The sequence below is a fragment of the Geminocystis sp. CENA526 genome (assembly GCF_050753365.1).
GTDB lineage: Bacteria > Cyanobacteriota > Cyanobacteriia > Cyanobacteriales > Cyanobacteriaceae > Geminocystis.
On sequence record NZ_JBLZFY010000032.1, the window covers coordinates 1 to 26,302 of the forward strand.

Annotated in this window: 29 protein-coding genes, 1 tRNA gene and 1 riboswitch; of the genes, 13 read left to right on the forward strand and 17 right to left on the reverse strand. The window is 35.2% G+C overall.

Features of this window, described 5'->3' with window-relative positions:
* The first annotated feature begins 192 nt into the window (after positions 1-192).
* Together ACN4EE_RS10655 and ACN4EE_RS10660 are read left to right on the forward strand one after the other, a co-directional pair.
* On the forward strand, positions 193-1,827 hold the full coding sequence (locus ACN4EE_RS10655) for a Ppx/GppA phosphatase family protein (RefSeq protein WP_431706428.1): 1,635 nt from the start codon (positions 193-195) through the stop codon (positions 1,825-1,827).
* A gap of 107 nt (positions 1,828-1,934) precedes the next feature.
* Positions 1,935-2,006: transfer RNA gene (locus tag ACN4EE_RS10660), tRNA-Val, on the forward strand.
* Between the two features lie 389 nt (positions 2,007-2,395).
* Here the strand turns inward: ACN4EE_RS10660 and hypB are convergent.
* From hypB to ACN4EE_RS10695, 7 genes are all read right to left on the reverse strand, one after another.
* Complete coding sequence (gene hypB / locus ACN4EE_RS10665) at positions 2,396-3,136, reverse strand: hydrogenase nickel incorporation protein HypB (RefSeq protein WP_431706429.1); 741 nt, start codon at positions 3,134-3,136, stop codon at positions 2,396-2,398.
* Between the two features lie 152 nt (positions 3,137-3,288).
* Entirely contained in the window at positions 3,289-4,323 is a 1,035-nt protein-coding gene (locus tag ACN4EE_RS10670) for a ribonucleotide-diphosphate reductase subunit beta (protein ID WP_431706466.1), read from the reverse strand.
* Positions 4,324-4,603: 280 nt separating this feature from the next.
* The gene (locus ACN4EE_RS10675) at positions 4,604-5,026 is read right to left on the reverse strand and encodes a plastocyanin/azurin family copper-binding protein (protein WP_431706430.1); all 423 of its coding nucleotides are present in this window, start codon (positions 5,024-5,026) and stop codon (positions 4,604-4,606) included.
* Positions 5,027-5,137: 111 nt separating this feature from the next.
* Positions 5,138-6,010, reverse strand: a complete 873-nt coding sequence (locus ACN4EE_RS10680) for an S-methyl-5'-thioadenosine phosphorylase (RefSeq protein WP_431706432.1) — start codon at positions 6,008-6,010, stop codon at positions 5,138-5,140.
* 174 nt (positions 6,011-6,184) lie between these two features.
* Positions 6,185-6,496, reverse strand: a complete 312-nt coding sequence (locus tag ACN4EE_RS10685) for an excalibur calcium-binding domain-containing protein (protein ID WP_431706433.1) — start codon at positions 6,494-6,496, stop codon at positions 6,185-6,187.
* 169 nt (positions 6,497-6,665) lie between these two features.
* Positions 6,666-8,354 (reverse strand): dihydroxy-acid dehydratase, encoded by a 1,689-nt coding sequence (gene ilvD / locus ACN4EE_RS10690; RefSeq protein ID WP_431706434.1) that lies wholly within the window; start codon positions 8,352-8,354, stop codon positions 6,666-6,668.
* Positions 8,355-8,590: 236 nt separating this feature from the next.
* A complete protein-coding gene (locus ACN4EE_RS10695; protein WP_431706435.1) occupies positions 8,591-9,367 on the reverse strand; it encodes a baeRF10 domain-containing protein in 777 nt (258 codons plus the stop codon).
* A gap of 290 nt (positions 9,368-9,657) precedes the next feature.
* Between ACN4EE_RS10695 and ACN4EE_RS10700 the strand changes: the two genes are divergently transcribed.
* Together ACN4EE_RS10700 and cobD are read left to right on the forward strand one after the other, a co-directional pair.
* The gene (locus tag ACN4EE_RS10700; protein WP_017295372.1) at positions 9,658-9,942 is read left to right on the forward strand and encodes an HU family DNA-binding protein; all 285 of its coding nucleotides are present in this window, start codon (positions 9,658-9,660) and stop codon (positions 9,940-9,942) included.
* A 71-nt stretch (positions 9,943-10,013) separates the two neighbouring features.
* The gene (gene cobD, locus ACN4EE_RS10705) at positions 10,014-11,072 is read left to right on the forward strand and encodes a threonine-phosphate decarboxylase CobD (RefSeq protein ID WP_431706436.1); all 1,059 of its coding nucleotides are present in this window, start codon (positions 10,014-10,016) and stop codon (positions 11,070-11,072) included.
* 59 nt (positions 11,073-11,131) lie between these two features.
* Here the strand turns inward: cobD and ACN4EE_RS10710 are convergent, their stop codons facing one another.
* On the reverse strand, positions 11,132-11,365 hold the full coding sequence (locus ACN4EE_RS10710; RefSeq protein WP_431706437.1) for a DUF4327 family protein: 234 nt from the start codon (positions 11,363-11,365) through the stop codon (positions 11,132-11,134).
* A gap of 149 nt (positions 11,366-11,514) precedes the next feature.
* On the reverse strand, positions 11,515-13,083 hold the full coding sequence (locus tag ACN4EE_RS10715) for a glycoside hydrolase family 3 N-terminal domain-containing protein (protein ID WP_431706438.1): 1,569 nt from the start codon (positions 13,081-13,083) through the stop codon (positions 11,515-11,517).
* 173 nt (positions 13,084-13,256) lie between these two features.
* On the opposite strand from ACN4EE_RS10715, the gene ACN4EE_RS10720 reads away from it, so the two are divergent.
* The 4 genes from ACN4EE_RS10720 (at position 13,257) to hemF (ending at position 16,522) form a co-directional block, all read left to right on the forward strand.
* Positions 13,257-13,589, forward strand: coding sequence for a nucleotidyltransferase domain-containing protein (locus ACN4EE_RS10720; RefSeq protein WP_431706439.1), 333 nt, complete (start codon positions 13,257-13,259; stop codon positions 13,587-13,589).
* A complete protein-coding gene (locus ACN4EE_RS10725; RefSeq protein ID WP_431706440.1) occupies positions 13,586-13,960 on the forward strand; it encodes a HEPN domain-containing protein in 375 nt (124 codons plus the stop codon). The genes ACN4EE_RS10720 and ACN4EE_RS10725 overlap by 4 nt, the downstream gene beginning before the upstream one ends.
* Positions 13,961-14,114: 154 nt before the next feature.
* Entirely contained in the window at positions 14,115-15,251 is a 1,137-nt protein-coding gene (locus tag ACN4EE_RS10730; protein ID WP_431706441.1) for a hypothetical protein, read from the forward strand.
* A gap of 254 nt (positions 15,252-15,505) precedes the next feature.
* Complete coding sequence (hemF, locus tag ACN4EE_RS10735) at positions 15,506-16,522, forward strand: oxygen-dependent coproporphyrinogen oxidase (protein ID WP_431706442.1); 1,017 nt, start codon at positions 15,506-15,508, stop codon at positions 16,520-16,522.
* Positions 16,523-16,563: 41 nt separating this feature from the next.
* Here hemF and ACN4EE_RS10740 read toward each other — a convergent pair whose 3' ends face one another.
* Positions 16,564-16,947: an NINE protein gene (locus ACN4EE_RS10740; protein WP_431706443.1), complete on the reverse strand. Its 384-nt coding sequence runs from the start codon at positions 16,945-16,947 to the stop codon at positions 16,564-16,566.
* Positions 16,948-17,084: 137 nt separating this feature from the next.
* Between ACN4EE_RS10740 and ACN4EE_RS10745 the strand changes: the two genes are divergently transcribed.
* Positions 17,085-18,881 carry an ABC transporter ATP-binding protein gene (locus tag ACN4EE_RS10745; RefSeq protein WP_431706444.1) on the forward strand — a complete coding sequence of 599 codons (1,797 nt, stop codon included), beginning with the start codon at positions 17,085-17,087 and terminating at the stop codon, positions 18,879-18,881.
* A 54-nt stretch (positions 18,882-18,935) separates the two neighbouring features.
* On the opposite strand, the gene ACN4EE_RS10750 is transcribed toward ACN4EE_RS10745, so the two are convergent.
* The 3 genes from ACN4EE_RS10750 to ACN4EE_RS10760 are packed head-to-tail and all read right to left on the reverse strand — an operon-like array spanning position 18,936 to position 20,784.
* Positions 18,936-19,313, reverse strand: a complete 378-nt coding sequence (locus tag ACN4EE_RS10750; protein ID WP_431706445.1) for a type II toxin-antitoxin system VapC family toxin — start codon at positions 19,311-19,313, stop codon at positions 18,936-18,938.
* Positions 19,310-19,585: a type II toxin-antitoxin system Phd/YefM family antitoxin gene (locus ACN4EE_RS10755; protein ID WP_431706446.1), complete on the reverse strand. Its 276-nt coding sequence runs from the start codon at positions 19,583-19,585 to the stop codon at positions 19,310-19,312. The genes ACN4EE_RS10750 and ACN4EE_RS10755 overlap by 4 nt, the downstream gene beginning before the upstream one ends.
* A 32-nt stretch (positions 19,586-19,617) precedes the next feature.
* Complete coding sequence (locus tag ACN4EE_RS10760; protein ID WP_431706447.1) at positions 19,618-20,784, reverse strand: NAD(P)/FAD-dependent oxidoreductase; 1,167 nt, start codon at positions 20,782-20,784, stop codon at positions 19,618-19,620.
* A gap of 387 nt (positions 20,785-21,171) precedes the next feature.
* Positions 21,172-21,229: riboswitch (Glutamine riboswitch) on the forward strand.
* A 39-nt stretch (positions 21,230-21,268) separates the two neighbouring features.
* Between ACN4EE_RS10760 and ACN4EE_RS10765 the strand changes: the two genes are divergently transcribed.
* Together ACN4EE_RS10765 and pirA are read left to right on the forward strand one after the other, a co-directional pair.
* The gene (locus ACN4EE_RS10765; protein WP_431706448.1) at positions 21,269-21,406 is read left to right on the forward strand and encodes a hypothetical protein; all 138 of its coding nucleotides are present in this window, start codon (positions 21,269-21,271) and stop codon (positions 21,404-21,406) included.
* A gap of 111 nt (positions 21,407-21,517) precedes the next feature.
* Entirely contained in the window at positions 21,518-21,670 is a 153-nt protein-coding gene (gene pirA, locus ACN4EE_RS10770) for an arginine synthesis PII-interacting regulator PirA (RefSeq protein WP_431706449.1), read from the forward strand.
* Positions 21,671-21,918: 248 nt separating this feature from the next.
* Here the strand turns inward: pirA and ACN4EE_RS10775 are convergent, their stop codons facing one another.
* From ACN4EE_RS10775 to psbD, 3 genes are all read right to left on the reverse strand, one after another.
* Positions 21,919-22,347 carry a type II toxin-antitoxin system VapC family toxin gene (locus ACN4EE_RS10775; RefSeq protein WP_431706450.1) on the reverse strand — a complete coding sequence of 143 codons (429 nt, stop codon included), beginning with the start codon at positions 22,345-22,347 and terminating at the stop codon, positions 21,919-21,921.
* Positions 22,348-22,373: 26 nt separating this feature from the next.
* On the reverse strand, positions 22,374-22,583 hold the full coding sequence (locus ACN4EE_RS10780; protein WP_431706451.1) for a hypothetical protein: 210 nt from the start codon (positions 22,581-22,583) through the stop codon (positions 22,374-22,376).
* A gap of 316 nt (positions 22,584-22,899) precedes the next feature.
* Positions 22,900-23,955 (reverse strand): photosystem II D2 protein (photosystem q(a) protein), encoded by a 1,056-nt coding sequence (gene psbD / locus ACN4EE_RS10785; protein ID WP_431706452.1) that lies wholly within the window; start codon positions 23,953-23,955, stop codon positions 22,900-22,902.
* A gap of 238 nt (positions 23,956-24,193) precedes the next feature.
* Between psbD and ACN4EE_RS10790 the strand changes: the two genes are divergently transcribed.
* The gene (locus tag ACN4EE_RS10790) at positions 24,194-24,469 is read left to right on the forward strand and encodes a hypothetical protein (RefSeq protein ID WP_431706453.1); all 276 of its coding nucleotides are present in this window, start codon (positions 24,194-24,196) and stop codon (positions 24,467-24,469) included.
* A 145-nt stretch (positions 24,470-24,614) separates the two neighbouring features.
* Here the strand turns inward: ACN4EE_RS10790 and ACN4EE_RS10795 are convergent, their stop codons facing one another.
* Entirely contained in the window at positions 24,615-25,340 is a 726-nt protein-coding gene (locus tag ACN4EE_RS10795; RefSeq protein ID WP_431706454.1) for a sirohydrochlorin chelatase, read from the reverse strand.
* 169 nt (positions 25,341-25,509) lie between these two features.
* Between ACN4EE_RS10795 and fabG the strand changes: the two genes are divergently transcribed.
* Positions 25,510-26,271 carry a 3-oxoacyl-[acyl-carrier-protein] reductase gene (gene fabG, locus ACN4EE_RS10800; protein ID WP_431706455.1) on the forward strand — a complete coding sequence of 254 codons (762 nt, stop codon included), beginning with the start codon at positions 25,510-25,512 and terminating at the stop codon, positions 26,269-26,271.
* Positions 26,272-26,302 lie beyond the last annotated feature (31 nt).

Genomic DNA, 26,302 nt, shown 5'->3' on the forward strand with positions numbered 1-26,302 from the left:
CTCTTCCCCCTCTTCCCCCTCTTCCCCTTCTTCCCCTTCTTCCCTCCTTCATCAAGAATTTATCACGAGGAGAAGTAAGAGAGCCAAGTTTATCGGAAAAATCAAGATTGAGTTTGTCTTTTCAATGACAAAATAGAGTTATGATTGCATAAGTTCGATTTATGAAAAACGCAAGTTAAGGATAAATGATTTATGGCAAATATCTATCAACTATCTAATACTACCTTGACGAAACAAAGAGTTTTAAAAGATTGTATTTTAGGTGCGATCGACATTGGTACAAACTCAATTCACATGGTAGTAGTACAGATTAACGCTCAGATTCCCTCTTTTAGTATCATCGCTAAAGAAAAGGATACCGTAAGATTGGGCGATCGAGATCCAGAAACAGGAAATTTGACGAAAGAAGCCATAAATCGCTCTTTAGCAGCGCTCAAACGTTGTAAAAATTTGGCTCAAGCAATGAAAGCCGATCAAATTATTGCAGTAGCCACAAGTGCCACAAGAGAAGCCCCCAACGGGCAAGAATTTTTAAGACGCATAGAAGATGAATTAGGCATTGTAGTTGACTTAATTTCTGGACAGGAAGAAGCCCGAAGAATTTATTTAGGAGTATTATCGGGCATGGATTTTGGCGGTAAAGTTCACTCTCTGATTGACATTGGCGGAGGCTCAACGGAGATAGTATTAGGTGACAGTCAAGAGATGAGATGTTTGAGTAGCACTAAAGTAGGGGCGGTTCGTCTTACTCAAGATTTTATTCATACTGATCCCATCAATCCCAAAGAATTTATAGCTTTACAGGCTTATGTGAGGGGAGTATTAGAGCGCCCCGTGGAAGAGTTCAAAAACGCCTTGAAAATAGGGGAAAAACCGATATTTGTGGGTACTTCTGGCACGGCGGAAACCATTGCCTTAATTCACTCCTCCGAAACTCTAGGAAATGAGCCTTTAACCCTCAATGGCTATCAAATTCCTCGAAAAGATATTGAGGCTATTTTACAGCGTCTGGTATCTATGAATTATAACCAACGATCGACCTTAGCAGGGATGTCTGAGCGCCGTGCAGAAATTATCATTGCTGGAGTCGTTATCTTAGTGGAAGCCATGAAAATGCTGAATATCGACACTCTTACTATTTGTGAAAGGGCATTGAGAGAAGGGGTTATTGTGGACTGGATGTTGCAAAATGGATACATTGAAGATCGTCTTGCCTTTCAAGGAGAAGTGCGCCCTCGTAATGTCTATAAAATCGCCCATAAATACCAAGTGGACTTATCTCATGCGGAAAAAATAGCCGATTTTGCCCTCAATATTTTCGATCGAACCCGTTATCAATTACACTATTGGGGGGAATTAGAAAGAGAATATCTTTGGTCAGCTACGATACTTCATAATTCGGGTTTATACATATCTCATTCAGCGCATCATAAACATTCCTACTATTTAATTCGCAATGCGGAGTTATTAGGATTTAGTGAAATAGAGATAGAGTTAATCGCCCAAATAGCCCGTTATCACCGCAAAAGTAAGCCCAAACGCAAACATGAAACCTACGCTACTCTTTCAGACAATCATCGTAAAATGATTAAACAATTAAGCGCTATTCTGCGGTTAGCCATCGCGCTCGATCGAAGACAAATAGGGGCTATAAAAGAGTTAGAATGTCAGTATGATAGTGAGTATCGTCAGTTGCATTTACATTTAACTCCAGCTCAATCAGGGGATGATTGCTCATTGGAATTATGGAATTTAGACTATAAAAAACCTATTTTTGAACAGGAATTTCAAGTTAAAGTATTAGCGACATTACATATCGGCGTATAGTCTTTGATTACTAACGGTAAACTATACTCTATGATTTGATGTTGAGTTTTTTCCGAAGGCATCTTGCACTTTTTAAATTTATTTGCTATAATAAAAAATGTGATTAAGGGCGATTAGCTCAGTGGTAGAGCGCCTGCCTTACAAGCAGGACGTCACTGGTTCAAATCCAGTATCGCCCATTTATTCTTTTTTTATTGTTTTAACAATAGATTCAATGAAGCTAATATTAAAACTTTCAACATCTGGGATATTTTCCAAGTTTTATCAATGACTAAATAGGGTTTGCTGAATAAATCAAAAGGTTATTAAAATCAATGGTTTAGGCACACTATATTCATAAAAAAGTGCGAATTTTTGGCAATTTTTACTCAAAAACAGGGCATTTTAAATCTAATTATTCACAATACACCTGTGTATTTGTTGAAGAGATAACGCTTCAACACCTTGATTTTTCATTCTTTAACCTGACACCTGACACCTGATACCTGATACCTGATACCTACCCTCATCAAAATACTTTTTCAGCAGACCCTAAATAAATCACTTATATAGTAAACTTAAATACAAATTAGTTTGTTATTTTTTGTTGAAGATAATTATACCAGTCCTCCATACCTTCGCTCGATCGAGACGACACTAGGAAAATTTTAGCATGGGGGACAATTTTTTTGATATTTTCTAAGGCTAAATCTTGATTAAATTCCACCACTTCAGCAATATCCATTTTATTGATAATTACCACATTTGCTGATTTAAAAAGAGTAGGATATTTTAAGGGTTTATCTTCTCCTTCGGTGACGGATAATAATGCAATTCTTTCATGTTCTCCTAAGTCGTAAGCACTAGGACATACTAAGTTACCGACATTTTCAATAATTAATAATTGGCAATTATCTAAGTCTATTTGAGCAAGAGAATTATTGATCATTTCTGCCTCTAAATGGCATATATCCCCCGTAGTTATTTGCACGACTTGGGCTTGACTTCGGCGTAATCTTTGGGCATCGTTATCGGTAGCTAAATCTCCCACAATTACGGCACTTTTATAGGTAGAATTTAAGTCCGTTAAAGTTTTTTCAATAAAGGTTGTTTTTCCCGAACCGGGAGAGGATAAAATGTTAAAAACATAGATATTTTTTTCCCTGAATAATTCTCGATTATGATAGGCTAAATGATCATTTTTTGCTAAGATCGATCGATGAATGTCAAGAGTTTGATGATCATGATGAGAATGATGTTTTTCATGGTGATGATGGCTATGAATAGTAACATTTTGAGGGGTAACGCTACAACCGCAATTAGTACACATAATTTATTGATGATGTATAAAGATTTAACTTTATTATAGAAAATTTCTCAGTTTTTCCATCTTCTCTTATTTCATTCAACCATATTTAAAACTTGAGGAGGGTTGAATATTATTCAACCCCTACAAAACCATAAAAAATTTATTGCAACATTTTAAATTTCATCCCAGCCACCTACACCAGAAGACATCATATAACTGGTGACACTGGCTTCAAAAAAGTTCGCCTTCGTGTTACCTTCTTTTTTGGTGTCCGAAAATTTCTCTAAATGAGTGTAAGGACTTTTGCTATACTGAGGATCAGTGTAAAGTGGATCAAGTCCGATGGCTCGTAAACGACTATTGGCAAGGTATTTAGTATAACGCTCAGTGCTAGATTTTGTGATACCTAAAATGTTGTCACCGACAATGTGATTAGTCCATTTACACTCATGCTCTACCGCAGTATCAAACATTTCATAAATTTGCTCAAGGGAATAATTAAAAGTCTGCATGGCTTCGGGGATAAGTTTTTGATACAATCTCACATGGCTTAATTCATCCCGATTAATCATTTTAAATATATCAGCCGAACCCGGCATTAACATTCTAGCGGCTAAATTATAGAAATAAATAAACCCGTTATAAAAGTATAAACCTTCTAATAAATAGTCACTTAAAAGGGCAATAAAATAATTTTCTTTGGTGGGATTATCAATATATTTTTGATAGAATCCTGCAATAAATTCACACCTAGCAGATAAGACTTTATCTGTGCGCCAAAAGTCGTAAACTTGATCTCTTTTATCACTAGGAATAATTGTCTCAATCATATACTGATAGGCGTGGTTGTGCATTCCTTCTTGGGATATTTGTTCCGCCATACAAAGGCTTATTTCTGGGGCGGTAATAGTGCTTTTTAAGTGGGGAATATTGCAGGTTTGAACGGAGTCTAAAAAGGTTAAATAGGATAAAATTCCATCGAAGGCACGGCGCTCATCATTAGTTAAATTCCAATAGTCTGTAACGTCTTGGGTTATATCTAATTTCTGAGGAATCCAGAAGTTTTCTCGCATTTGTTGATACAGTCCGATCGCCCATGTATAACGAACGTCATTTAACTGCATCAAATTAGTTGTATTACCAAACCAGATGGTTCTGTTTTCAATTCGATCGTCTCCCAAGGGGTTGAAAATGGGAGTTAGGGGCATTTTTTGATTAGTTCCGTTGAATATTGCTACCATGATATTTGTCTATAATTTATAATGACACGATCGAGATTAGAGGTTCGATCAAATTTGATAAGATAAATAAAATATTTGGCTCATTATCATTAAAAAATATTAACACATTTTCAGATTTGTTTTAAAAGTAATTAACTGATACTTTTTTACTATTTAAAAAATCTAAATATAGATGAGTATTTTTGACCTAAAGCCTAATACCTAAAGCCTAACACCTGTTGTCATCAAAAAACTTTTTTCTCAATCTCTAGTTAATAGTAATTGTGCCTTTCATTCCAGCTTCTTTATGTCCTTTAATAGAGCAATATAGTTCGTAAACTCCTCGCTTTTCTGGGATAAAAACCCATTCTGCAACCCCTTCGGGCTTTAATTCTAATTCGTGAATTGCACCTTTTACCTCAACTTTTCCTGCTTGTACTTTTTGAGTCCAACTAGCATCGGCAAAATCTTTTGCTGTAAAATAGTGTTTTTCTGGACTAGGATTATCTAACACTAATTTATATTTTTGTCCTGCTGAAAACTTTAATTCATTGGGAGTAAATATTAATTGTCCTTGCTGATTTCCTAAGCTAACATTAATAATTTCAAAATCTATATTTGCCGTCACAGGAGAGATAAAGTTAAAGTAAAAAATTAGGGTAATAGAAAGAATAATTAGTAATTTTTTCATGTTTTTTATTATGGTAATTGTGGATAATCAAGATTTAGGAGATTGCTTCGTTACCTCGCAATGACATAATTAGACTTTAGGTATTAGACAAAAGATGTACAAATAAAGATTTTAAAGATATTTAGTAAGAATGGCGTTTAATTTTTCTTTTGTCTCAGGAGAAACTTTCTCTAAGGGAGTGAGAATCGCTGTTTGTAAGGCAGAATGGGCATCGCTGATGAAGGGATTTTCTGCTATCAGTTTGACGGTTTCTCGAATGACTTTTTGAGCATTGATAGCGTTTTGATGGAGATTCTGGATAACGGTTTCTACAGTAACATGATCATGTTCGGGATTCCAACAGTCATAATCGGTGACTAAGGCAAGGGTTGCGTAAGCTATTTCCGCTTCTCTGGCAAGTTTGGCTTCGGTTAAGTTTGTCATGCCAATAATGCTTCCTCCCCAACTGCGATATAAGTTTGACTCGGCAATGGTGGAAAATGCGGGTCCTTCCATACAGATATAAGTACCCCCTTCGTGTAAACTAACATCGGGAAGGTTTAAGTTTTTCATGGCTTGGGCGATGACATTACCTAATTTACCACAGACGGGATGTCCGAAGGCAATATGCGCCACGATTCCTTCTCCAAAAAATGTGGCTTGACGGTTTTTAGTTCGATCGATAAACTGATCAGGTATAACAAAGTCTAAGGGTTTAATTTCTTTTTGTAATGAGCCGACTGCTGAAGCGGAAAGAATATACTTAACCCCTAGTTGTTTTAAGGCGTAAATATTTGCCTGAAAAGGCAATTCAGAAGGTAAAAGATGGTGATTTCTACCGTGACGGGGTAAAAAGACAACTCTCGTATTATCTAAAGTTCCTGTAATAAAACTATCGGAGGGTGAGCCAAAGGGAGTTTCGAGGGTTACTTCTTTTATATCTTGTAAGGCTTCCATTTTATATAACCCACTACCGCCAATAATTCCGATCGTAATTGCTTCCATCTTTGTTGTGATCCTCTAAAATTAACTCTTATCTATTCTACCGAAGTTAGACAGAAAAAGTTTATCTCTCAAAAAAATGATCATAATTACAATGAAAAATGAGTCTTAATACTGAAGGAAGGCGAAGTCTGAATTAACCTTCAAAACCATTATTTAGCAAAATTAAATATAAATTTAAGCTAGATTTTCACAGGCTATACCATCTTTATCTCTATCTAATTTATAGGGATCATTAGGAAAAGCGTCAAACACTTTTTGAGCTTCTTCTTGAGTAGAAAAATCTTTACAATTACAGTCAGTATTGATACAAGGGGGAAATTTCTCTACTTTTTTTTGAGAATAGCTAGATGCATTCTCTTGTTTAGAGTTATAACTTTTCTGTGTATCTCGATCGTTTGTTTTAGCAAAGGCTGGATTATTTACACTGAGAAAATATAAACAAATAATAATGGTTAAACAAATAATTAGTGTGATTTTTTTCTTCATATTTTATCAATTTTTGTAAAACATATTTTCGCAATTCATCTAAATTCATCTCTTCAAAATTTATTTTTGTCATGGTTCGTAGCCTCCAGATTTTTTTATTTCAAAATCCAAACCATGGCGTATCAACCACTGCCCGTAGGAAAATCCCACGAGCCCCATTCAAATCCCCCTATTTATACAAGTTTAAGTCAGTGACAGCACCTAAACTACTAGAAGATACTAATTTGGCATATTTGCCTAAGACTCCTCTACGGTAGCGAGGTTGGCGAGGTTGCCATGATTTTCTCCGTTGGGCTAATTCTTCTTCTGATACATTGATTTGTAATAGCTTTTTATGGGCATCGATCGAAATACTATCACCTTCTTGCACTAAAGCAATATTACCACCAACCGCCGCTTCTGGTGCAACATGACCAACTACTAAGCCATAAGTACCGCCAGAAAAACGTCCATCGGTAATTAAGCCAACTTTATCTCCTAAACCTGCACCAATAATGGCTGAGGTAGGGGCTAACATTTCACGCATACCCGGTCCGCCCACAGGTCCTTCATAACGTACAATGACAACATCACCCTCTTTAATTTTTCCTGCTAAGATAGCGTCTAAACATTCTTCCTCTGACTCAAACACTCTAGCAGGTCCTGTTATGGTAGGATTTTTTACACCGCTAATTTTGGCAACTGCACCTTCGGAGGCTAAGTTTCCTTTTAAGATAGCTAAATGTCCTTCTTGATATAAAGGATTACCCCATTGACGGATTACGTCTTGATTTTCGGGAGGATTTTCGGGAATATCTGCTAATACTTCCGCTACAGTTTGCCCACTGATAGTTAATGCGTCTCCATGTAATAAGCCATTAACTAACAACATTTTCATTACTTGAGGAATACCTCCAGCTTTGTGTAAGTCCACAGTCACATAACGTCCTGATGGTTTTAAGTCACAAATGACGGGTACTTTTTGACGAATAGCCTCAAAGTCATCGAGGGTTAAGGGTACACCAATAGTATTAGCGATCGCAAGTAAATGCAATACTGAATTAGTTGAGCCTCCCACTGCCATAATCACAGCGATGGCATTTTCAAAGGCTTTACGGGTAAGAATGTCACGGGGTAAAATTTGTTTGCGGATGGCTTCCACTAAAACTTCGGCGGATTTGCCTGTACTTTCTAGCTTCTCTTGATCTTCGGCTGCCATAGTGGAAGAATAGGGTAAACTAATGCCCATGGCTTCAAAGGCAGAAGACATAGTATTAGCTGTAAACATTCCACCACACGAACCTGCCCCCGGACAGGCTTTTTTCTCAATGGCAAGTAATTCTTCTTCGTCAATTTTTCCTGCACTATATTGCCCAACGGCTTCAAAGGCACTAACTACCGTTAAATCTTTACCATTGTGATGCCCCGGTTTGATTGTACCACCATAGACGAAAATAGCGGGAATATTCATACGAGCGATGGCAATCATTGCCCCCGGCATATTTTTATCGCAACCACCAATGGCGATTACCGCATCCATACTTTCTCCAGTACAAGCGGTTTCGATCGAATCCGCAATGACATCTCTGGAAACGAGGGAGTATTTCATGCCTTCTGTACCCATGGAGATACCATCACTAATGGTAATAGTACCGAACATTTGGGGCATTCCACCTGCTTGACGTAAACTCGCTTCTGCCTTTAAAGCTAAGTCATTTAAACCCATATTGCAGGGAGTGATGGTACTAAATCCATTCGCTATACCAACAATAGGCTTGGTAAAATCATCATCCCCAAAACCAACGGCTCTAAGCATAGCACGATTAGGCGATCGTTGGACTCCTTGGGTAATAGCTTTACTTTTTAAATTTTCTGTCATGAGATTTACAATATTAAGATTATTTCTATTTTCTCACGATCGGTATGTAGTTAACAATGGAAATTAGTATGATAAATTATTGATCAAGGTAGGGGGAATAAGCTAAGACGCATTTAACTTACATTTTCGAGAATAATTAGGGTTTATGGAGACAGGAGAACAGGAGGACAGGAGGACAGGTAGAATTAACAAACATTGATGATTTTCTGAATATTAAAGCTATACATTCTTAATTTCTAATTGATAGAATAGTATAATTCTGCGGCGATGCCACCATATTGATTTAATTTTTCAGCACCTTCACCATAAACAAACTCAATATCTGCACCTGATAAAACTACTTCTACAATCAGAGAATCAAATTCTTCGGTATCCATAGGATAAGGGATGACTAAGGTTTTTACTCTACCCTCACTTAAGGCTTTTTCAACTCCTTGTTTTTCTAATACCGCAGTACGATTTTTGTTGAATTTATATACCAAGTTTTCGACTACACTAACATCATGATCTTGTTCGTAAGCATAGGCAATCGGTTTAATAATTTCCGCAATTTCGTTATCTGCTAGTTTGAAATCCATCGGCTCAATGGCAACCACTAAGTCTCTTACCGCAGGATTAAGGGCATTATTGATTTTAGCCGCTTGTTTTAAATTACCACCAAAGACTAACCTTCCTGTTTCTAAGTGTTCAAGAAAATACTGATTAATTTCTTGTGCTATTTCTCTGACAAAACGCATTTCAAATTCTTTGTCTCGTCTATCACTGGCTAGGGTAGTGGCTTTACGACCAAATCTACGAGATAATTCATGATCTGTCTCTATTTTAATTTCATTCGTCGATCGAGTTAAAAACACCTCTACCATTCTCGCTTCTGAGCCTGAGAAAAGGATAGCAGAATATTCTTTATACTGATCTAAGGCGAATAAAAGATGTTTAACCTGTGGTAATCCGTAATAGATTGCCGTTTTCATGGGTACAGCTAAATCCACTATAATCCTCGATCGAGGTATCATAAAATATTAAGTTTTATAATTTTGTTGTTAATCTAGGGAATATCTTTCACAGTTGTACTTACTTAAGCAATTACTTAGTTGAGGTTATTTGTTACATTTGTTAACAAAAAAGCCAAAAAATGTAAAAAAATAGAGAAAAACTAGAATTTTTAATCATTTCAGCGATTAATCATGTAATATCAGATTTAGTGTGAAAAAGAGTAAAACACTTAATTGATGGTAATTTCAGCTAATTAAGATTTTTAACTCTATTTTCAGACTGACACAGTTAAACAATCGGAGATCAATTTATGAACAAAGGTGAATTAGTAGATGCAGTATCAGCTAAGGCTGACGTAACTAAAAAACAAGCAGATGCCGTTATTAGTGCTACCGTAGAAGCCATTATGGAAGCGGTATCTTCTGGAGATAAAGTTACTTTGGTAGGTTTTGGCTCATTTGAAAGTCGTGAGAGAAAAGCACGGGAAGGGCGCAATCCTAAAACGGGCGAAAAAATGGATATTCCTGCAACCAAAGTACCTGCTTTTTCTGCTGGTAAACTTTTCAAAGAAAGAGTTGCACCACCTAAAGCCTAGTTTTTCTGCATAACGGCAAAAATCGCTCTTTTTGGGTTGGTTTTTGCTTAAATTTACTATTTTTACCCTATTTGACTAGACCAACTCACGGAGGCAACTTGGATTGGGCAGTGACACTTATTAACTGTCCAAATTCTGCTGTGCTAGATTTTTCTGCTAGTATTAATCCATTAGGACCTCCTCAGAGTACGATCGAAGCTATAATCAAAGGGATAAAACAATTAGCTCATTATCCAAACCCTGACTATCCACAATTTCGTCAAGCCATTGGGCAACATCATCATATCTGTCAAGATTGGGTGTTACCGAGTAATGGGGCGGCGGAGTTGCTAACATGGATAGCATGGGAAGCCCACAATTTAGAAGGGGTTTTGCTTCCTTCTCCTTGTTTTGCGGATTATAAACGGGCGTTAAATACTTTTAATATTCCCTTTGAGTCTTATGGGTTAGATGAATTAGCAATGGGGTTAAAATATCGAGGTAATGTTGCTTTATTAGTCAACAACCCTCACAATCCCACAGGAAAACTATGGGATAAAAAGACTCTAATCCCCTACTTACAACAATTTCCTCTAGTGGTGATAGATGAAGCGTTTATGGATTTTCTACCACCGAATGAGCAAGAAAGTCTCATAGACTTAATTCCAGACTATGATAATTTAATTGTAGTTCGATCGATCACCAAATTTTATAGCCTTCCTGCGTTGAGAATTGGCTACGGTATTACTCATCCTGATAGAATAAAAAAATGGCAAAAATGGCGCGATCCTTGGACTGTAAATAGTTTAGCTCAATTAGCAGGAATAGAAGCCTTAAAAGATACGGAATTTCAACAAAAAACGTGGCAATGGTTAAAACCAAGCCGTGAAAAATTAAAGGATGATTTAGCACAAATAAAAGGACTAAAACCCCTCCCTAGTAGTGCTAACTTTATCTTAGTGGAAACTAGAATCCCTAGCCCACAATTACAGTTAGAGTTACTTCAACGAGAACAAATTTTAATTCGTGACTGCCTGAGTTTCCCCGAATTAGGAGAAAAGTATTTTCGTGTTGCTGTTAGAACACAAGAAGATAATCAAAGATTAAGTAATGCCATAACACAAACTTATCAAGAGATAAATTCGATTTGATGATAATGGAGATTGCTTCGTTACCTCGCAATGACAAAATAAAAATCTTAACTTACTTTCTAGTCGTTATCCCAATTTTCAGAGGCGATTAAATCTCCAATTTGATCTCTTAATAAATAATCACATTGTTCTAATTCACATTCGACACATACCCACTCTCTAGCAGGAATATATTGGCATAAGATATATATCGGTTGATGACGACTAACAGTACCTTTTTCCACTAAATGACGAGCTTCGTCTTTAATCATTTCGATGGAGTAATGTGTTGCAGTTTTTTCTAATGTTTTCATCTGCTTTTTCCCCATAAACTTATTTGGTTATTCTCAATATAGTCTAACAAACAATTATCGTAAAGACTTGCTTAATGTATCTTTAGATACATATTTTTGATAAATTCTCAGTAAAAACCCTGAAATGGTCAAGGTTTCTGTAAATTTTGTTACAAAAAATTACCTTTATCAATGTCATCATTTGTTGACAAATTAAACAGACGTTGGCAGGTTAATTCTTGGGCTTGAGGCATTTGCCCATAGGTGAAAACCCAAGGGGTATTTTCTTTGATGCGAGGCAAAAACCACTCTAAAATATAAGGACTACCATAAATAATCATACCCTCTACTCGATCGAACTCCAGTAATTGTTCATAAAAAGTTTTCGCAGAATCCGTTAAACCGCCGTTACCCAAGAAAGGATTACCTCGAATAAATGCTTGTAAGAGAATGGGTTGTTCTTGATATTGTGCTAAATGTAAGTTGCGTTGATCAAAAAGTTGAGTTTGATAACCATACTTTTCAGGAATGGTGATAGCTGGTGCTTGTCGATCGAGAAAATCGCAGTTTAACAAGTCCTGTACCACTACTAAATTTATGCCCTTAGCTACTGTTTTTGTTAGCATTTTGCCCTGAAAGCTCATGCTTAGTTTTAAAACTTCCTTTACAGTTTTTCTATCCTCTTCAGAGCTAATTTCTAATAAGTTGGGTTGAGCAAAAGATAACTTATTTTTAGCATGGGCAATGCGTTGTAAACTCTCGTCAATGCGTGATTCTGACAGAATACCATCTTTAACAGCTCGTTCGATCGAACTGACTGCAACTTCAGGATTCTCAGGCATTAAAAGAATATCAGCACCAGCGAGGAGGGCTTTGACGGCGATTTCTTCTTGAGAGGCGTATTTTGCGACTCCCCCCATAATTAGCGCATCAGTAACAATCAATCCTGAAAAATTTAGTTCATCTCTTAAAAGTTGTGTTAGTATCGAAAAAGATAAAGTAGCCGGATTAATAGCATCTAATTTCTCTACTAATAGATGTGCCGTCATAATACTGTCCACATTATGCTCGATCGATCGTTGAAAGGGAACTAACTCAATTTGCTGTAAACGCTTTTTACTGTGGTTAATTTGAGGTAAGTGTAAATGAGAATCCGTTGCCGTGTCACCATGCCCTGGAAAATGCTTGGCGGTGGTTAAAACGGGATATTCTTGACAACCTTGAATAAAAGCTGTTGCCAAATCTGCTACCAAGTCTGGATTATCGCCAAAAGAGCGAATATTGATAACGGGATTGTCAGGATTATTATTAACATCGGTGATGGGCGCTAAAACCCAATTAATTCCGATAGCTAAAGCCTCTCTGGCGGTAATTTCTCCCATTTTTTTTGCATATTCTCTTGCTAAAGAAGGATTTTTTTGAGCAATGGTAGATAATGCCATCGGAGGGGGAAACCAAGTTGCACCACTAAATCTCTGTCCTACTCCTTCTTCTATATCCGCCGCAATGAGTAAGGGAGTTTTTGCCCAAGACTGTAACTGTTTTGTTCGATCGGCAATTTCTGAACAACTACCGCCTAATAGAATCACCCCCCCAAGATTTAACTCCTGTAACCATTTCTTTAATTGAGGTTGAGTCGCTTCCCAAGCTGGATAACGAATTTGATGATCAAAAATATAACCCGTAGTGCGTACAATGATTAATTGACCTATTTTTTCTCTTAAACTGAGATTTTGCATTACCTTTAATAAGTAGAATCCATTTAAGTTTACTGATGAACATAGACAACAGGCAAGAGGTAAAAGATAAAATTTAGCAGTTGTACATTTTGTTAAAATGAATAAAAATTTAAAAAAATAAGTTTGCCCTAAAATTAAATCAAATTAAAAGAACATTAAGATAATATAATTTTATGTTAAATAACCAAGAAATAAAACATATTTTATCAACTTTTAAAAAGCAATTAAAAGAGATTTATAAAGACAAATTAATTAATTTAATCTTATTTGGTTCTTATGCAAAAGGCACGGAAAAAGAAGACTCAGATATTGACGTTTTAATTCTTTTAAAAGATCAAGATATAAATATAGGTAAGGAAATAGAAAAAACCAGTAAAATTACTTGTAACTTATCGTTAAAATATGACAAGACAATTAGTCGTTTATTTATGTCAGAAAATTATTTTAATACTTATGATAGTGCCTTACTTAGAAACATTCGTGAAGAAGGAATTATAATATTATGACTCCAAGACAAAAAGAATTATTAGATAAGGCGGAAGAAAGTTTATTAGCATCAAAATTATTGTTAGAAAATAAGTTTTATGATTATTCTGTTTCCCGTTCTTACTATACAATGTTTTATGTTGCAGAGGCTTTTTTAGAAGGAGAAGGAAAAAATTTTTCTAGTCATAGTGCCGTTATTTCTGCTTTTGGAAAAGAGTTTACTAAAACAAACAAAGTTCCATTAAAATTACACGGCTTTTTACTAGATGCTCAAGATTTAAGACATACGGGAGATTATGGTCAATTTCATGCTCTTAATTATCAACAGGCACAACAACAAATAACTAATGCAGAATTATTTTTAAGTATAGCAAAAAATAGTCTTATTTAAAGAAAAATAAAATTGAGGTTAACTTTACCATGTTTTTGCTAAAACGAGATGCCTCCAATTCAACGAATAAAATATCAACTGCTGTTGATCAAAAAAATAGAAGTTTGTTATATAATGTATCAATAATTCACATAATCTATCTGGAGTTAGTTAAATGTTCGACAAACTTTTCGGCAAAAGATTAAAAAATACTCCTACTTTATCTGAAAATTCGGCAAAAGATGAAAAACAAATAGAGACAAAAATTATTCCCCAATATACCAGAGTTTCGATCGAAGAACAAAGAGAATTGCAAAGACAAAGAAAAACAAAAATTATCAATGAATTTGGAAAATCTTTACTTAATTTACAAATAGAAACAGGGATTTGGACTCCCGTATATATTGTTGATTTATATAAACTAGATTTTAGCGAAGCTCAAACAGATTTTGCTCCTCTTATTGAAGAATCTTTAGAAATAAGTTTTGCTATCCATAAAGAGAATTTAAAACATAAAATTTATCGAGAATCTTTTAACTTACAACCAGCAGAAACTCTTATTGTAATTAAAGAAATAAGCGGAGAAATTTTCTTATCTTTTAAAAAATTTTCTTTTAATATTGAGAAATTAGTAGAGCTTTTAAACGTGGGATTTTTAACAGTAAATACCCATCAAATTTTTCTCCTAACATACTTTATTCCTCCTATTCCTGACGATTTATATAAGTTTGATAATATTACTATTCCCCAAAACTTTGAACAAGCAGTTAAAGATATTGTTAACTATTGCGATCGAAATTTTAGCACAGATAATCTAACCTTTGAAAAATGGAAAAATTTAATTTTAGGATTAAATGCCCAAGGAATGATTCTCAAATTTCCTGATACAGAAGAAACCGTTACATTAGATAAAATTTTGACAGAAGATTATAGTAATATTGGTTATCATCGCCTCAAAGTAGAAGAAATAGTCAAAGATACCGTAGAAAAAAATCCTATTGTTATCCCTATTTTTATCTTATTTTTAGCCTTCTTTTGTTCAGACAAATCCGATAGTCAAATTTTCACTTATCATTATCTATTTTCTCCCACAGGTTTTGCTAAACAAAGATTAATGGAAAGTGGTAATATTTCCTATCCAAAACTGTTTAATAAATTATTAGATGAATCTTTATTACCTAATCAGTTTAGAAAATGTCTTTCCACTATTTATTATGAAGGATTCATTTTACATCAATACGAAGTGGATGATTTATTATTCAAATTTAGAGAAAAATATAAAGAATCTCTTGGTAATTATGAGCAGTGTTAAACGTCTTTAGATGTACGGTTTTTTCCAAATTCACAGTAAAATTTATGACTTGCGTACCTTTGACGATATTTTGTCATTCCGAGAGTAGCGAAGGAATCTCAACCCTTGATTTTTGGTACAAGTGCGTAACTTCTAAATAATCGAAAATAGTGGTTTTGAGGCTTTTTGTAAAGTTTTAATAAGTTACCTTGCCTATCAACAATTAATCACTTTATAGTTATAAAAAAGTAAAGTGTTTTAAAAAATAAAGATTCATGACAAGCGTATTAATTCAAGGACAAACAACCCAACAAAATAACTTACCCCCTAGCAATTCCAGAGAAAAAGCTAGAGAATTTGTGAAAACCTTACAAGATAACATTTGCCAAGGCTTAGAAGCAATAGATGGAAAAGCTAAATTCCATGAAGACAACTGGCAAAGAGAAGAAGGAGGCGGAGGACGCACAAGAGTAATCCGTGATGGTGGTGTGTTTGAGCAAGGCGGAGTTAATTTTTCAGAAGTGTGGGGCGATACTTTACCCCCTTCCATTTTAGTACAACGCCCCGAAGCCGCAGGTCATGGTTTTTATGCTACGGGTACATCTATGGTATTACATCCTAAAAATCCTTATGTACCTACAGTACACCTCAATTATCGTTACTTTGAAGCTGGTCCTGTATGGTGGTTTGGCGGTGGTGCAGATTTAACTCCTTACTATGGTTTTGAGGAGGATGCCATTCATTTTCACAAAACTTTAAAACAAGCCTGTGACAAGCATCACCCCGAATATTATCCTGCTTTTAAGCGTTGGTGTGATGAGTATTTTTACTTAAAACATCGTCAAGAAGCTCGTGGTATTGGTGGTATCTTCTTTGATTATTTGGACGATCGAGGTATATTATATGGAGGTTCTGATCATAATGGATTAGCCCATCAGTATAGCGAAAAAGTGGGTCGTGTGTCTCACTCTTGGGAAGATTTATTTAATTTTGCTCAAAGTTGCGGTAATGCCTTTTTACCTTCCTATATTCCCATTGTGGAACGCCGTAATAGTATGGAGTATAGCGATCGAGAACGTCAATTTCAATTATATCGTCGTGGGCGCTATGTCGAATTTAATTTAGTGTACGATCGAGGTACTATTTTTGGATTGCAAACTAACGGACGCACGGAATCTATTTTAATGTCTTTACCTCCTCTCACTCGTTGGGAATATGGCTATAAACCCGAAGCAGGAAGCCCTGAAGCCAAGTTGACAGAATACTTCTTACAATCGAGAGATTGGGCGTAAAATAATAATTTCTGGAGAAGTCTAATAAACTTAAATACAAACTAACTTAATAATTGACGGCGTTTTTGTTCAAATTCATACTCAGAAATTAAACCGTCTTGACGCAATTTTTCTAATTCCCTAATAGCTGTAGCAATTTCTGTTACCTGTTGGGGATTTCCTGTTATTTGAGCAGGTGAAGATGAAGCCGTTATACTATTAAATCTTCCTGTGAATAAGTCATTATCTTGGGCTAAATACAATACAACATCGATCGCACAAGCAATACGAGCGATCGGACTTTGCCAACTCAAAAGAAAATAAATTACACCCCATAAAGGTTGCCCTAAGTAAAATTTATGTAAACCAACCACAGGGGTGACACTACCAATTAAGGCTAAAATAATACCGATCGATCTTTTTTTGGGTTGATTTAAAAAACTCATATTCTCAAATATTTATTTTCACGATAACAATATTCAATCTTACCTGAGTTCAAGAGGTAGTTAAAAAACTTTTTCATTCTCCCTATTAAGCGGTTTTTCGGTAAAATATGGGCAACCCTTAGAGATTTATTGTTACAATGCCTATTCTTGATGTTACTGATTTACAAGTAGTTTTCACTAATGATGAAGGTAAAAGTTCGATCGCAGTGGACAGAATTTCGTTTACTCTACAAAAAGGCGAAATCATGGGAATTGTAGGGGAATCAGGTTCAGGAAAATCCGTTACATCCCTTGCTATGATGGGATTATTACCAGCCACAGGCAAAATTGCGGATGGGCAAATTAACTTTCAAGACAATCCAGAAACATCAGCGATAAATCTTGTCACCCTCAACTCTAAACAAAAAAGAGATTATCGTGGTGGTAAAATAGCGATGATATTTCAAGAACCCATGAGTTCACTTAATCCCGTCTATAATATCGGTTTTCAGATTATAGAGGCAATTAGGTTACATCAAAACGTATCAGAAAAAGACGCAAAGCGCCAAGCCTCTAGTTTATTACAAGAAGTGAAACTGTTACCTAGTGATAAAGAGTTAACAGAGGAATTTTTACAACAAAATCAAGATAAAAACCCTACGGATACAGATATTGCTATTTATATTAACCAAAGAAAACGATCGATCCTGCAAAAATATCCCCACGAGATGAGTGGCGGACAACTACAAAGGGTAATGATTGCCATAGCTATTTCTTGTCAACCGAGTATTTTAATCGCTGACGAGCCTACCACAGCATTAGATGTAACAGTTCAAGCTACCATTTTAGAACTATTAAAAGAATTATGCCGTAGTCGCCAAATGTCCTTAATTTTCATTACCCATGACTTAGCCGTGGTTGCCAATATTGCCGATAGTTTAGCGGTGATGTATCAAGGGAAAATAGTCGAATACGGCAAAACTAGGGATATTTTATTTAACCCTCAACAAGCCTATACCAAAGGTTTACTTGCCTGTCGTCCTCGTTTAGAAGAAACTAGAACTTATCTACCCACCGTAGCGGATTTTATGGAAAATAATAGGGATACTCCCTCTGTGATTTCTGCTGTTAAACCTAGAGAAATTCAGCTAAATGAACCTTTATTGAGAGTGGATAACTTAAAAGTCGGATTTCGCAAAAAAGGCGGTTTACCTTGGCAAAAAGACTATTTTTGGGCGATCGATGATGTCAGTTTTCAGCTATTTGCAGGAGAAACATTGGGATTAGTAGGGGAATCTGGTTGCGGTAAATCCACCCTAGCTAGAACTATTTTAAGGTTAATTCCCACTTTAGAAGGCAAAATTCAGTTTTTAGGACAAGATTTAACGACATTGCCTCCCCGTAGTCAACGATTAAGACAATTACGCCGAGAAATGCAGATTGTCTTCCAAAATCCCTATAATTCTCTCAATCCCCGTATTTCGATCGGCAGTACGATCGCTGAACCGATGGTAATTCATGGCATGGGAGGAAATCATAGCAAACGCCAAGAAAGAGTAAGATACCTGTTAGATAGAGTCGGTTTAAATCCTAATTGGTATAATCGTTATCCCCACGAATTATCAGGAGGGCAACGCCAGAGAGTATGTATTGCAAGGGCTTTAGCTTTAAATCCCCAATTAATTATCTGTGATGAATCCGTATCCGCTTTAGATGTATCTATCCAAGCACAAGTTTTAAACTTGTTGAAAGAATTACAAGCCGAATTTGGCTTAACCTATATTTTCATTTCCCATGACTTAAGTGTAGTAAAATTTATGAGCGATCGAATTATGGTAATGAATCGAGGTAAAATAGAAGAAATGTCCACAGCAGAACAAATTATCGATAATCCTCAAAGGGAATATACCAGAAAACTGATTGCATCTATTCCTCAATTTCCCACCGCCGTTTAGGTATTGGGGAGATTTAAAATCATCATAAAATCAATATGGAAAAAAATTAAAGGATTAGTCAGTGAGTAAAGGTGTATCATAGACAGGAAACTTCGTATCAAGAGTAATAATGATTAAGCCCTCAATCATAGCTTGAGCAATTAACATTCTGTCAAAAGGATCTTTGTGGTGCAATGGTAAATCTGTTACTTTTAATCCATGCTCTGCTGTAATATCTAAAACTATAAAATTATTATCTTTCAGCTTTTCTAATAAATTATTAGGCACAGACAGCTTACCCAAAGACTTTTTTATTGACATTTCCCACACCGTCGCCGCACTAACAAAGATTGTATTTTTAGGGTGACAAATAACTGCCCTTATTTGAGATGATAATTTTGGTTCATCTCCTAACCACCATAAGAGAATATGAGTATCTAACAAAAACTTCATTCATCTTCTCCATAAAACATAGCATTAATTTCGGAAGACTCATCGTCAAAATCGTCCGCCATCCAAATTTGTCCTTCCCAACCACCAGCAGTGCGAGGCTTTAATAACTTATTCTCTCCAGTTACTTTTTCCTCATTAGATGGAAAAGGTAAAACTTTAGCCAAAGGTACACCATCATGGGTTAAAGTAACCTCTACCTGATTGTGAATAGCTGATAATAACTCTGACAAACTATCTTGTAATAAATTGACATCAAAAGTTTTTTTCAACATAATCAAAACTTAATTGTTGGTATAAAGTAAAATTAAAGCACACTACAGCATTGTTTAATAACATCATCTTCATTATGAGCTAAATAGTGGGCAAAATGTCTTGCTAGAGGCGGTACAAAAACAAAAGGACTCGTAAACCCCGAAAATATCGATAATCCTTCGATTTGCTCAATTTTTCTTACCTGAAAGGGCATTCCCTGAGTAAAGGCAACTTGACAATTATGCCATGTACCTTGTAACTGAGATAACACGGGTAAAACTTGCTCGATCGAACTGCGAATCCTTCTCTCACTAGCTATAGCATCAATTTTAACATCGATATTAGTGATAATTTGACTGATTTGACCTAAACAAAAACTACCGTCTAAAAACTGCGTTGCCCCTGCTTCTAAAACATCTCCCCGTAGTATATCATTAGAATCCTGCCAAATATCAGAATCTAACTGTTTTTCAGTATCAAGGCGTTTTGTGGTTGCAGGCATCACCAAAGTTCTTAATTTGATGTCTGAAGGAGGAGTTTTTATTAATTGGGCATGACTAAAATAGATAGGTAAATTAATACCTAAATTTAGTAAAATTTGACGGGAAAAACCCCCTGCACAAACAATTACTTTTTCTGCTAAATAATCATTATTTTTAGTCTTAATTCCTTGAACTTTATCCTGTTTTTTATCAATAGAAATTACTAAATCTTGAGCTATTTTTCCCCCTAACTTTAAGAAGGCTTTTTGATAGGCTAAAATTAGTTTTTCTGGGTTAACATGACCTTGAGGAAATTTTAGTGATCCTTTAACAAAATCCTTATTAATTAAAGGTTCTAATTCCACTGTTGTCGATGAATCTAATAATTCTGGTTTGATATGAAAACATTGATAATTATTATAAATTTCTTCAGGGTTTTGAGTCGGATCGATCGAAAACAATAAATCAATTTCTCTAAACTCAATATCCGCATCCAATTCTGCACTTAATTGACGATAAATATTAATCCCTTCATTACATAATTGATTTGTTAAATTATCAGTACCACACCAATAGGCAATACCACCATAACTATAAACAGTGGCGTTGTTAAAAATAGTATCTTTTTCTAACAATAAAACATCAAAATTTTGTTTAACTAATTCATAGGCTAAAGCCGAACCAGTTAAGCCTCCACCAATAATAATAACGTCATAGGATGATTCATTTTGCTTCATATTTGTTCTATAGATTCACGCAATAATAACCTAACCATATTATATTAATTATGTCATTGCGAGACACGAAGCAATCTCAAAACCCTATATTAATTTTGTCATTGCGAGGCACGAAGCAATCTCAAAGCCTTATATTAATTTTGTCATTACGAGGCACGAAGTAATCTCCTTAGTCTTGAAAAAATTTCTCTGTGTCATTGCGAGGTAGGAAGCAATCTCCTTAGTCTTCAAAATTTTTTTGTTAAACATTCTTAACAATAGCTGAAATTCTTTACTCAAAAGGGTTTGAATAATTTATTTGAAGATTAATTAGGTGATTTACCATTTTTTCAAAAAAAGAGTTGTCAAATCTGATACTTTTTTGTTATATTAAAAGAGTAAGGATAAATCGTTCATCTGTTGACACAGACGGAAGTAAGAAGTTCATCTTCTGAAGGAACGCGCCTCGAATCTAAACCCATCGAAAATTAGAGGAGGCGACATTATGAACGCTAAACAAAACAACAATATCGGTTCTATCAGTCAACAAGCACGTTTATTAATGGTTGATACCCGTCAACGTAAACAAAACCGTCAAGCTAGTATGTTAGAAAGATCCGCTAAACAAGTTGGTCTTGAATAATTACTCTTCAGGGTGTTTTTAGTAGAAGTTTAGTTCTGAAAATTTTTACTAGAAATCTCCCCCATTTCGATCGATTATTTAGTTATTTATTTAAGTTATAGGTGAAAATATATGATTAATCAAAAAACAGTAGAAAACGCAAGACAAGCTCATAGAAACGCTTTATTAGAAACTTTAGAACGCCGTTTAGAAGTTGCTAAAGCAAAAGGACAAACTGCATTAGTTAGCCAATTAGAAGCTGAAAGAAATTATTATCTTAAATAGGCTTCTCCAAAAAAGATTGTTAGTTTCAGGGGGTTGAATTTCACATTCAGCCCCTATATTATTTTATCATTTAAAGATAGTTCGATCGAGTCTAATAAGCCCTAACAAAAGAGTTGGTATTGTTGTCATAACCAATTTCTATTTTTGCTTGATAATAAACAAATTAGTTAAAATTTAATTTTTATTTAGTACTCAATGAAATCTCCTCCGCTAAAATCTTGTTATTAAAGTAATATTGATTCTGTTAGTTAAAATGACCAATCTTCTATCTTTAATTCTGTAATTTTAGTAAAATCTTGATTATTCCTAGTTAATAAGATAGCATTATTAGTAATAGTTATTGAGGCAATTTTTAAATCCATACTCCCTAAACGGGGATATTTTTTTCTAAGTTTTTGATATTCGATAATTGCTTCATATTTGAATGGAATAACTATGATGGATTGATAATTAATGAGCAAATTTTGCAACCCTTGATAGCCTAATAATTGTTGTTCAGTATTTTTGGCTTTTGCGATAAATAAAAGTCTTCCTCTAACCTGTTCTTCATAGGTTATAATCGTCACCGCTATTCGTGGATTTTCAACAGCCATTAATTTTTTTAGGATATTTTTTCCTTCTTGATTATTTCTTTGAATTAAACTTAGATGATCGGTATCGAATATATAATTAATCAAAATTAAATCGCTCCTAATTATTTTGTTTAATCAGCAGATTTCCGCCATTCTTGTCCAAGTTTTTCAACTTCATCAAAAGTAGGATCATTTTCAAAAGTTCCAGCGATTTTTAACCACCAGTTATATTTTTGAGAATTAGAGTTTAAAATATTTTTGACTTCAGATAATTCTTGTTCTAAATTGCTTAATCTTTGCTCAATTAGGGTGGCATTTTCAGGTAATTGTAAATTAGACATATTTTGTTTTTGTTTTAATTAAATCAACAAGATTATTATATCATTACATTATCGATAGTTATAATTGGATACGCCGTCAAAATATACTCAATACGGCAAAGGTTAAGTAGATAGGCAAAATTAATTGTATGTTTACTTTTAAAATATACAATCTATTTTGTACTTATCTATGAATCGAGACAAATCCTATCTGCTTGATATTCTTAAACTATGTCAGACAATTATCAGGTTAATTGATGATATGACAGAACAAAAAAATTTAAACACAAAAAAGCCCCTATTTAGGGGCTTTAATATGAGATATTATCCTTTCAGTTTAGAGAGCGTTACCACGAGGTAATACTTCTTCAGGAAATTCAAATTTCTCATGGGGTTGATCTTGAGGCGCCATCCATGCGCGTAAACCTTCATTTAATAAGATATTTTTAGTATAGAAAGTTTCAAACTCAGGGTCTTCAGCAGCTCTCAATTCTTGAGAAACAAAATCATAGGCACGGAGGTTAAAGGCTAAACCGACAATTCCGATCGAACTCATCCATAAACCAGTCACGGGTACAAACAACATAAAGAAGTGTAACCAACGTTTGTTAGAGAATGCGATACCAAAAATTTGTGACCAGAAACGGTTAGCTGTTACCATGGAATAGGTTTCTTCTGCTTGGGTAGGTTCAAACGCACGGAAAGTGTTAGCTTGTTCACCATCTTGGAATAAGGTGTTTTCTACCGTTGCACCGTGAATAGCACAGAGTAAAGCACCTCCAAGAATACCTGCAACACCCATCATGTGAAAGGGGTTGAGAGTCCAGTTATGGAAACCTTGTAAGAACAAAATAAAACGGAAGATTCCCGCTACTCCGAAGGAAGGAGCAAAGAACCAGCTAGATTGTCCTAAAGGATACATCAAGAAAACACTAACAAATACAGCGATGGGACCAGAGAAAGCGATAGCGTTGTAAGGACGAATACCTACAAGACGAGCGATCTCAAACTGACGTAACATGAAGCCGATTAAAGCAAAAGCTCCGTGTAATGCTACGAAAGGCCATAAACCACCGATTTGAAACCAACGAGTTAAACTACCTTGAGCTTCAGGTCCCCAAAGGAATAATAAAGAATGTCCGAAAACATCAGCAGGAGAAGAAACCGCAACGGTTAGGAAGTTAGCACCTTCTAAGTAGGAACTAGCTAAACCGTGAGTGTACCAAGAAGTAACAAAAGTTGTACCTGTTAACCAACCGCCCAAAGCCAAATAGGCACAAGGGAATAAAAGGATACCAGACCAACCTACGAACACAAAACGGTCTCTTTTGAGCCAGTCATCGAGGGCATCAAACCAGCCTCTTTCTGGCGCGCGGCCTACTGCAATGGTCATAAAACGAACTCCGAATGAATATGATTACTAAAAACGTTATTCAAGCAGTTTCTTTAGTAGCCTTTTATATTTTTGGCTATTCTGAGAAATATTTACTTTTCTTAACGTTAACTTATAGTAACATTTTATGGGAAAATTGCAATGTTTGACAACTAAATTGTTAAAAAAACCTTAAAAATATTAAAATTGTTTAATATACAAAAGTATTTTCTGTAATCCTACATTAACACACAAAAATATGTTTACGATCGATTTATTAGTTAGATATATTCCCATGCCTATTTCCGTAGAGAAAAAAGAGGAAACGGAGGCAAAAGCTCTTTATGATAGTATTTTAAAGGCTATTAAGGGGGAAGATGTACAAGTTATTGAGTTAACCTGTGATAAACAAACCGATAAAAAAATAGCCATTTTGAGTAACCAAGTTACGGGAGTGATTATTTCTCAGAAGGATGGTGTAGCACAAGGGGCAAAAGCTCCCGGTTTTTTTGCGGCTTTAGCTGACAAGAGTTAATTAGGAATTAGGAATTAGGAATTAAAAACTACTGACTATTCATTATCTGTTGAATAGACTTCTCCAATAATTATTTTTACCAGATTAAAAATGACGATAAACTATATTAATTTAACGATTTCAATATCTAAATTGATTTAATTTTTCATTTCTGGAGATGTCTAATGATGACTTGTGCTAATTCGATCGAACTTGCCAAGGGAGATAGTAGAGTTAAGTTAGTCTGGGGTTTTGTTTGTAATAATTTAATTTCTTGCTCGATCGAGTCGATAATTTTTCCTGAGAATAAGAAGTAGGGTAAAATCACAATATTTTGACTACCATCATTAATCATATTTTCCATTACAGTAGATAAATCGGGAGAAATTGCCCAATAAGCTACATTTGCTCTTAATTTCTCCGCCATAATTCGTGATTCTTGATAACCCTGCTCAAGTTTTGTGCCGTGACAAAATAAAATTCGCTGACAAAGTGGTGCTGCTCGATCGAAATCCTGATATTGTTGATATTGAGACTCTAACATAGGAATTAAATCTGGACTTTTCCCCAAAATCGGCATTACTTCAAGGGTGATAGGACAATTTTGTTGAGCAATACTAACTTCTCTGGGAATATCCTCTAAAACGTGAGTACCAGAAAACAAAAATAAGGGAAAGATTTTTAACGTTTTATACCCGTATGTGACGCATTCTAAAGCAAACTCAACTATTTTAACCGATAAAGCTCGATCGTCTAACTCTAAATAAGCCGTAGTCAAAAGGCAAGATTCATTTAAGCCTTGTATAACTAAATTTTGTAACTCGTCTAATTGTTGACGATAACTAGGGTTTCGACTACCATGTACCACTAAAAGATAAGCTGAATTAGACATAGATAAAGAATGAAAAATGAAGAATGAAGAATGAAGAATGAAGAATTAGGAATGGCTAAATAGAGTTTACTGATCAATTCAGAAGAGGATTATATCGTTTACGCTTGGTAACATTTAAGGTAAACTAACCCATGCAGAGTTTATTATTAATATCACTATTTTAAATAAGATGGAACTATTACCCCCTAATTTTCAAAGATTAAAAGATCAAGTAGCTATTGTAACAGGTGCATCCAGAGGTATCGGAAAAGCCACCGCCTTAGCTTTAGCTTCCGAAGGTGCAAAAGTTGTGGTTAACTATGCCAGTAATAATCAAGCCGCCGATGAAGTGGTAAAAGAAATCATCGAAGCAGGAGGAGAAGCCATTGCCGTTGGTGCAGATGTGAGTGAATTAGAAGCAGTGGAAGCCATGTTTAAAACCACTATGGATAAATGGGGGAGAGTTGATGTTTTAGTCAACAATGCAGGAATTACGAGAGATACCCTTTTATTGCGCATGAAATTGGAAGACTGGCAAAAAGTTATTAACCTTAACTTAACAGGGGTGTTTTTATGTTGTAAATCCGCTAGTAAAATTATGCTCAAACAAAAAAGCGGTAGAATTATTAATATTTCATCGGTAGCAGGAGTAATGGGCAATCCCGGACAAGCTAACTACAGTGCGGCAAAAGCTGGAGTTATCGGGTTAACTAAAACCCTTGCTAAAGAATTTGCTAGTCGTGGTGTCACCGTTAATGCTGTTGCGCCCGGATTTATTGAAACAGATATGACTCAAGGGTTACAAGCCGAAGAAATTTTAAAAGCTATACCTTTAAATCGTTATGGTAAACCTGAAGAAATAGCAGGGATGATTCGTTTTCTGGCGTGCGATCGAGCTTCTAACTATATTACAGGGCAAGTATTCAACGTTGACGGCGGAATGGTAATTTAATAAACGAAAACCCATCTAAGTCTATTAGTTT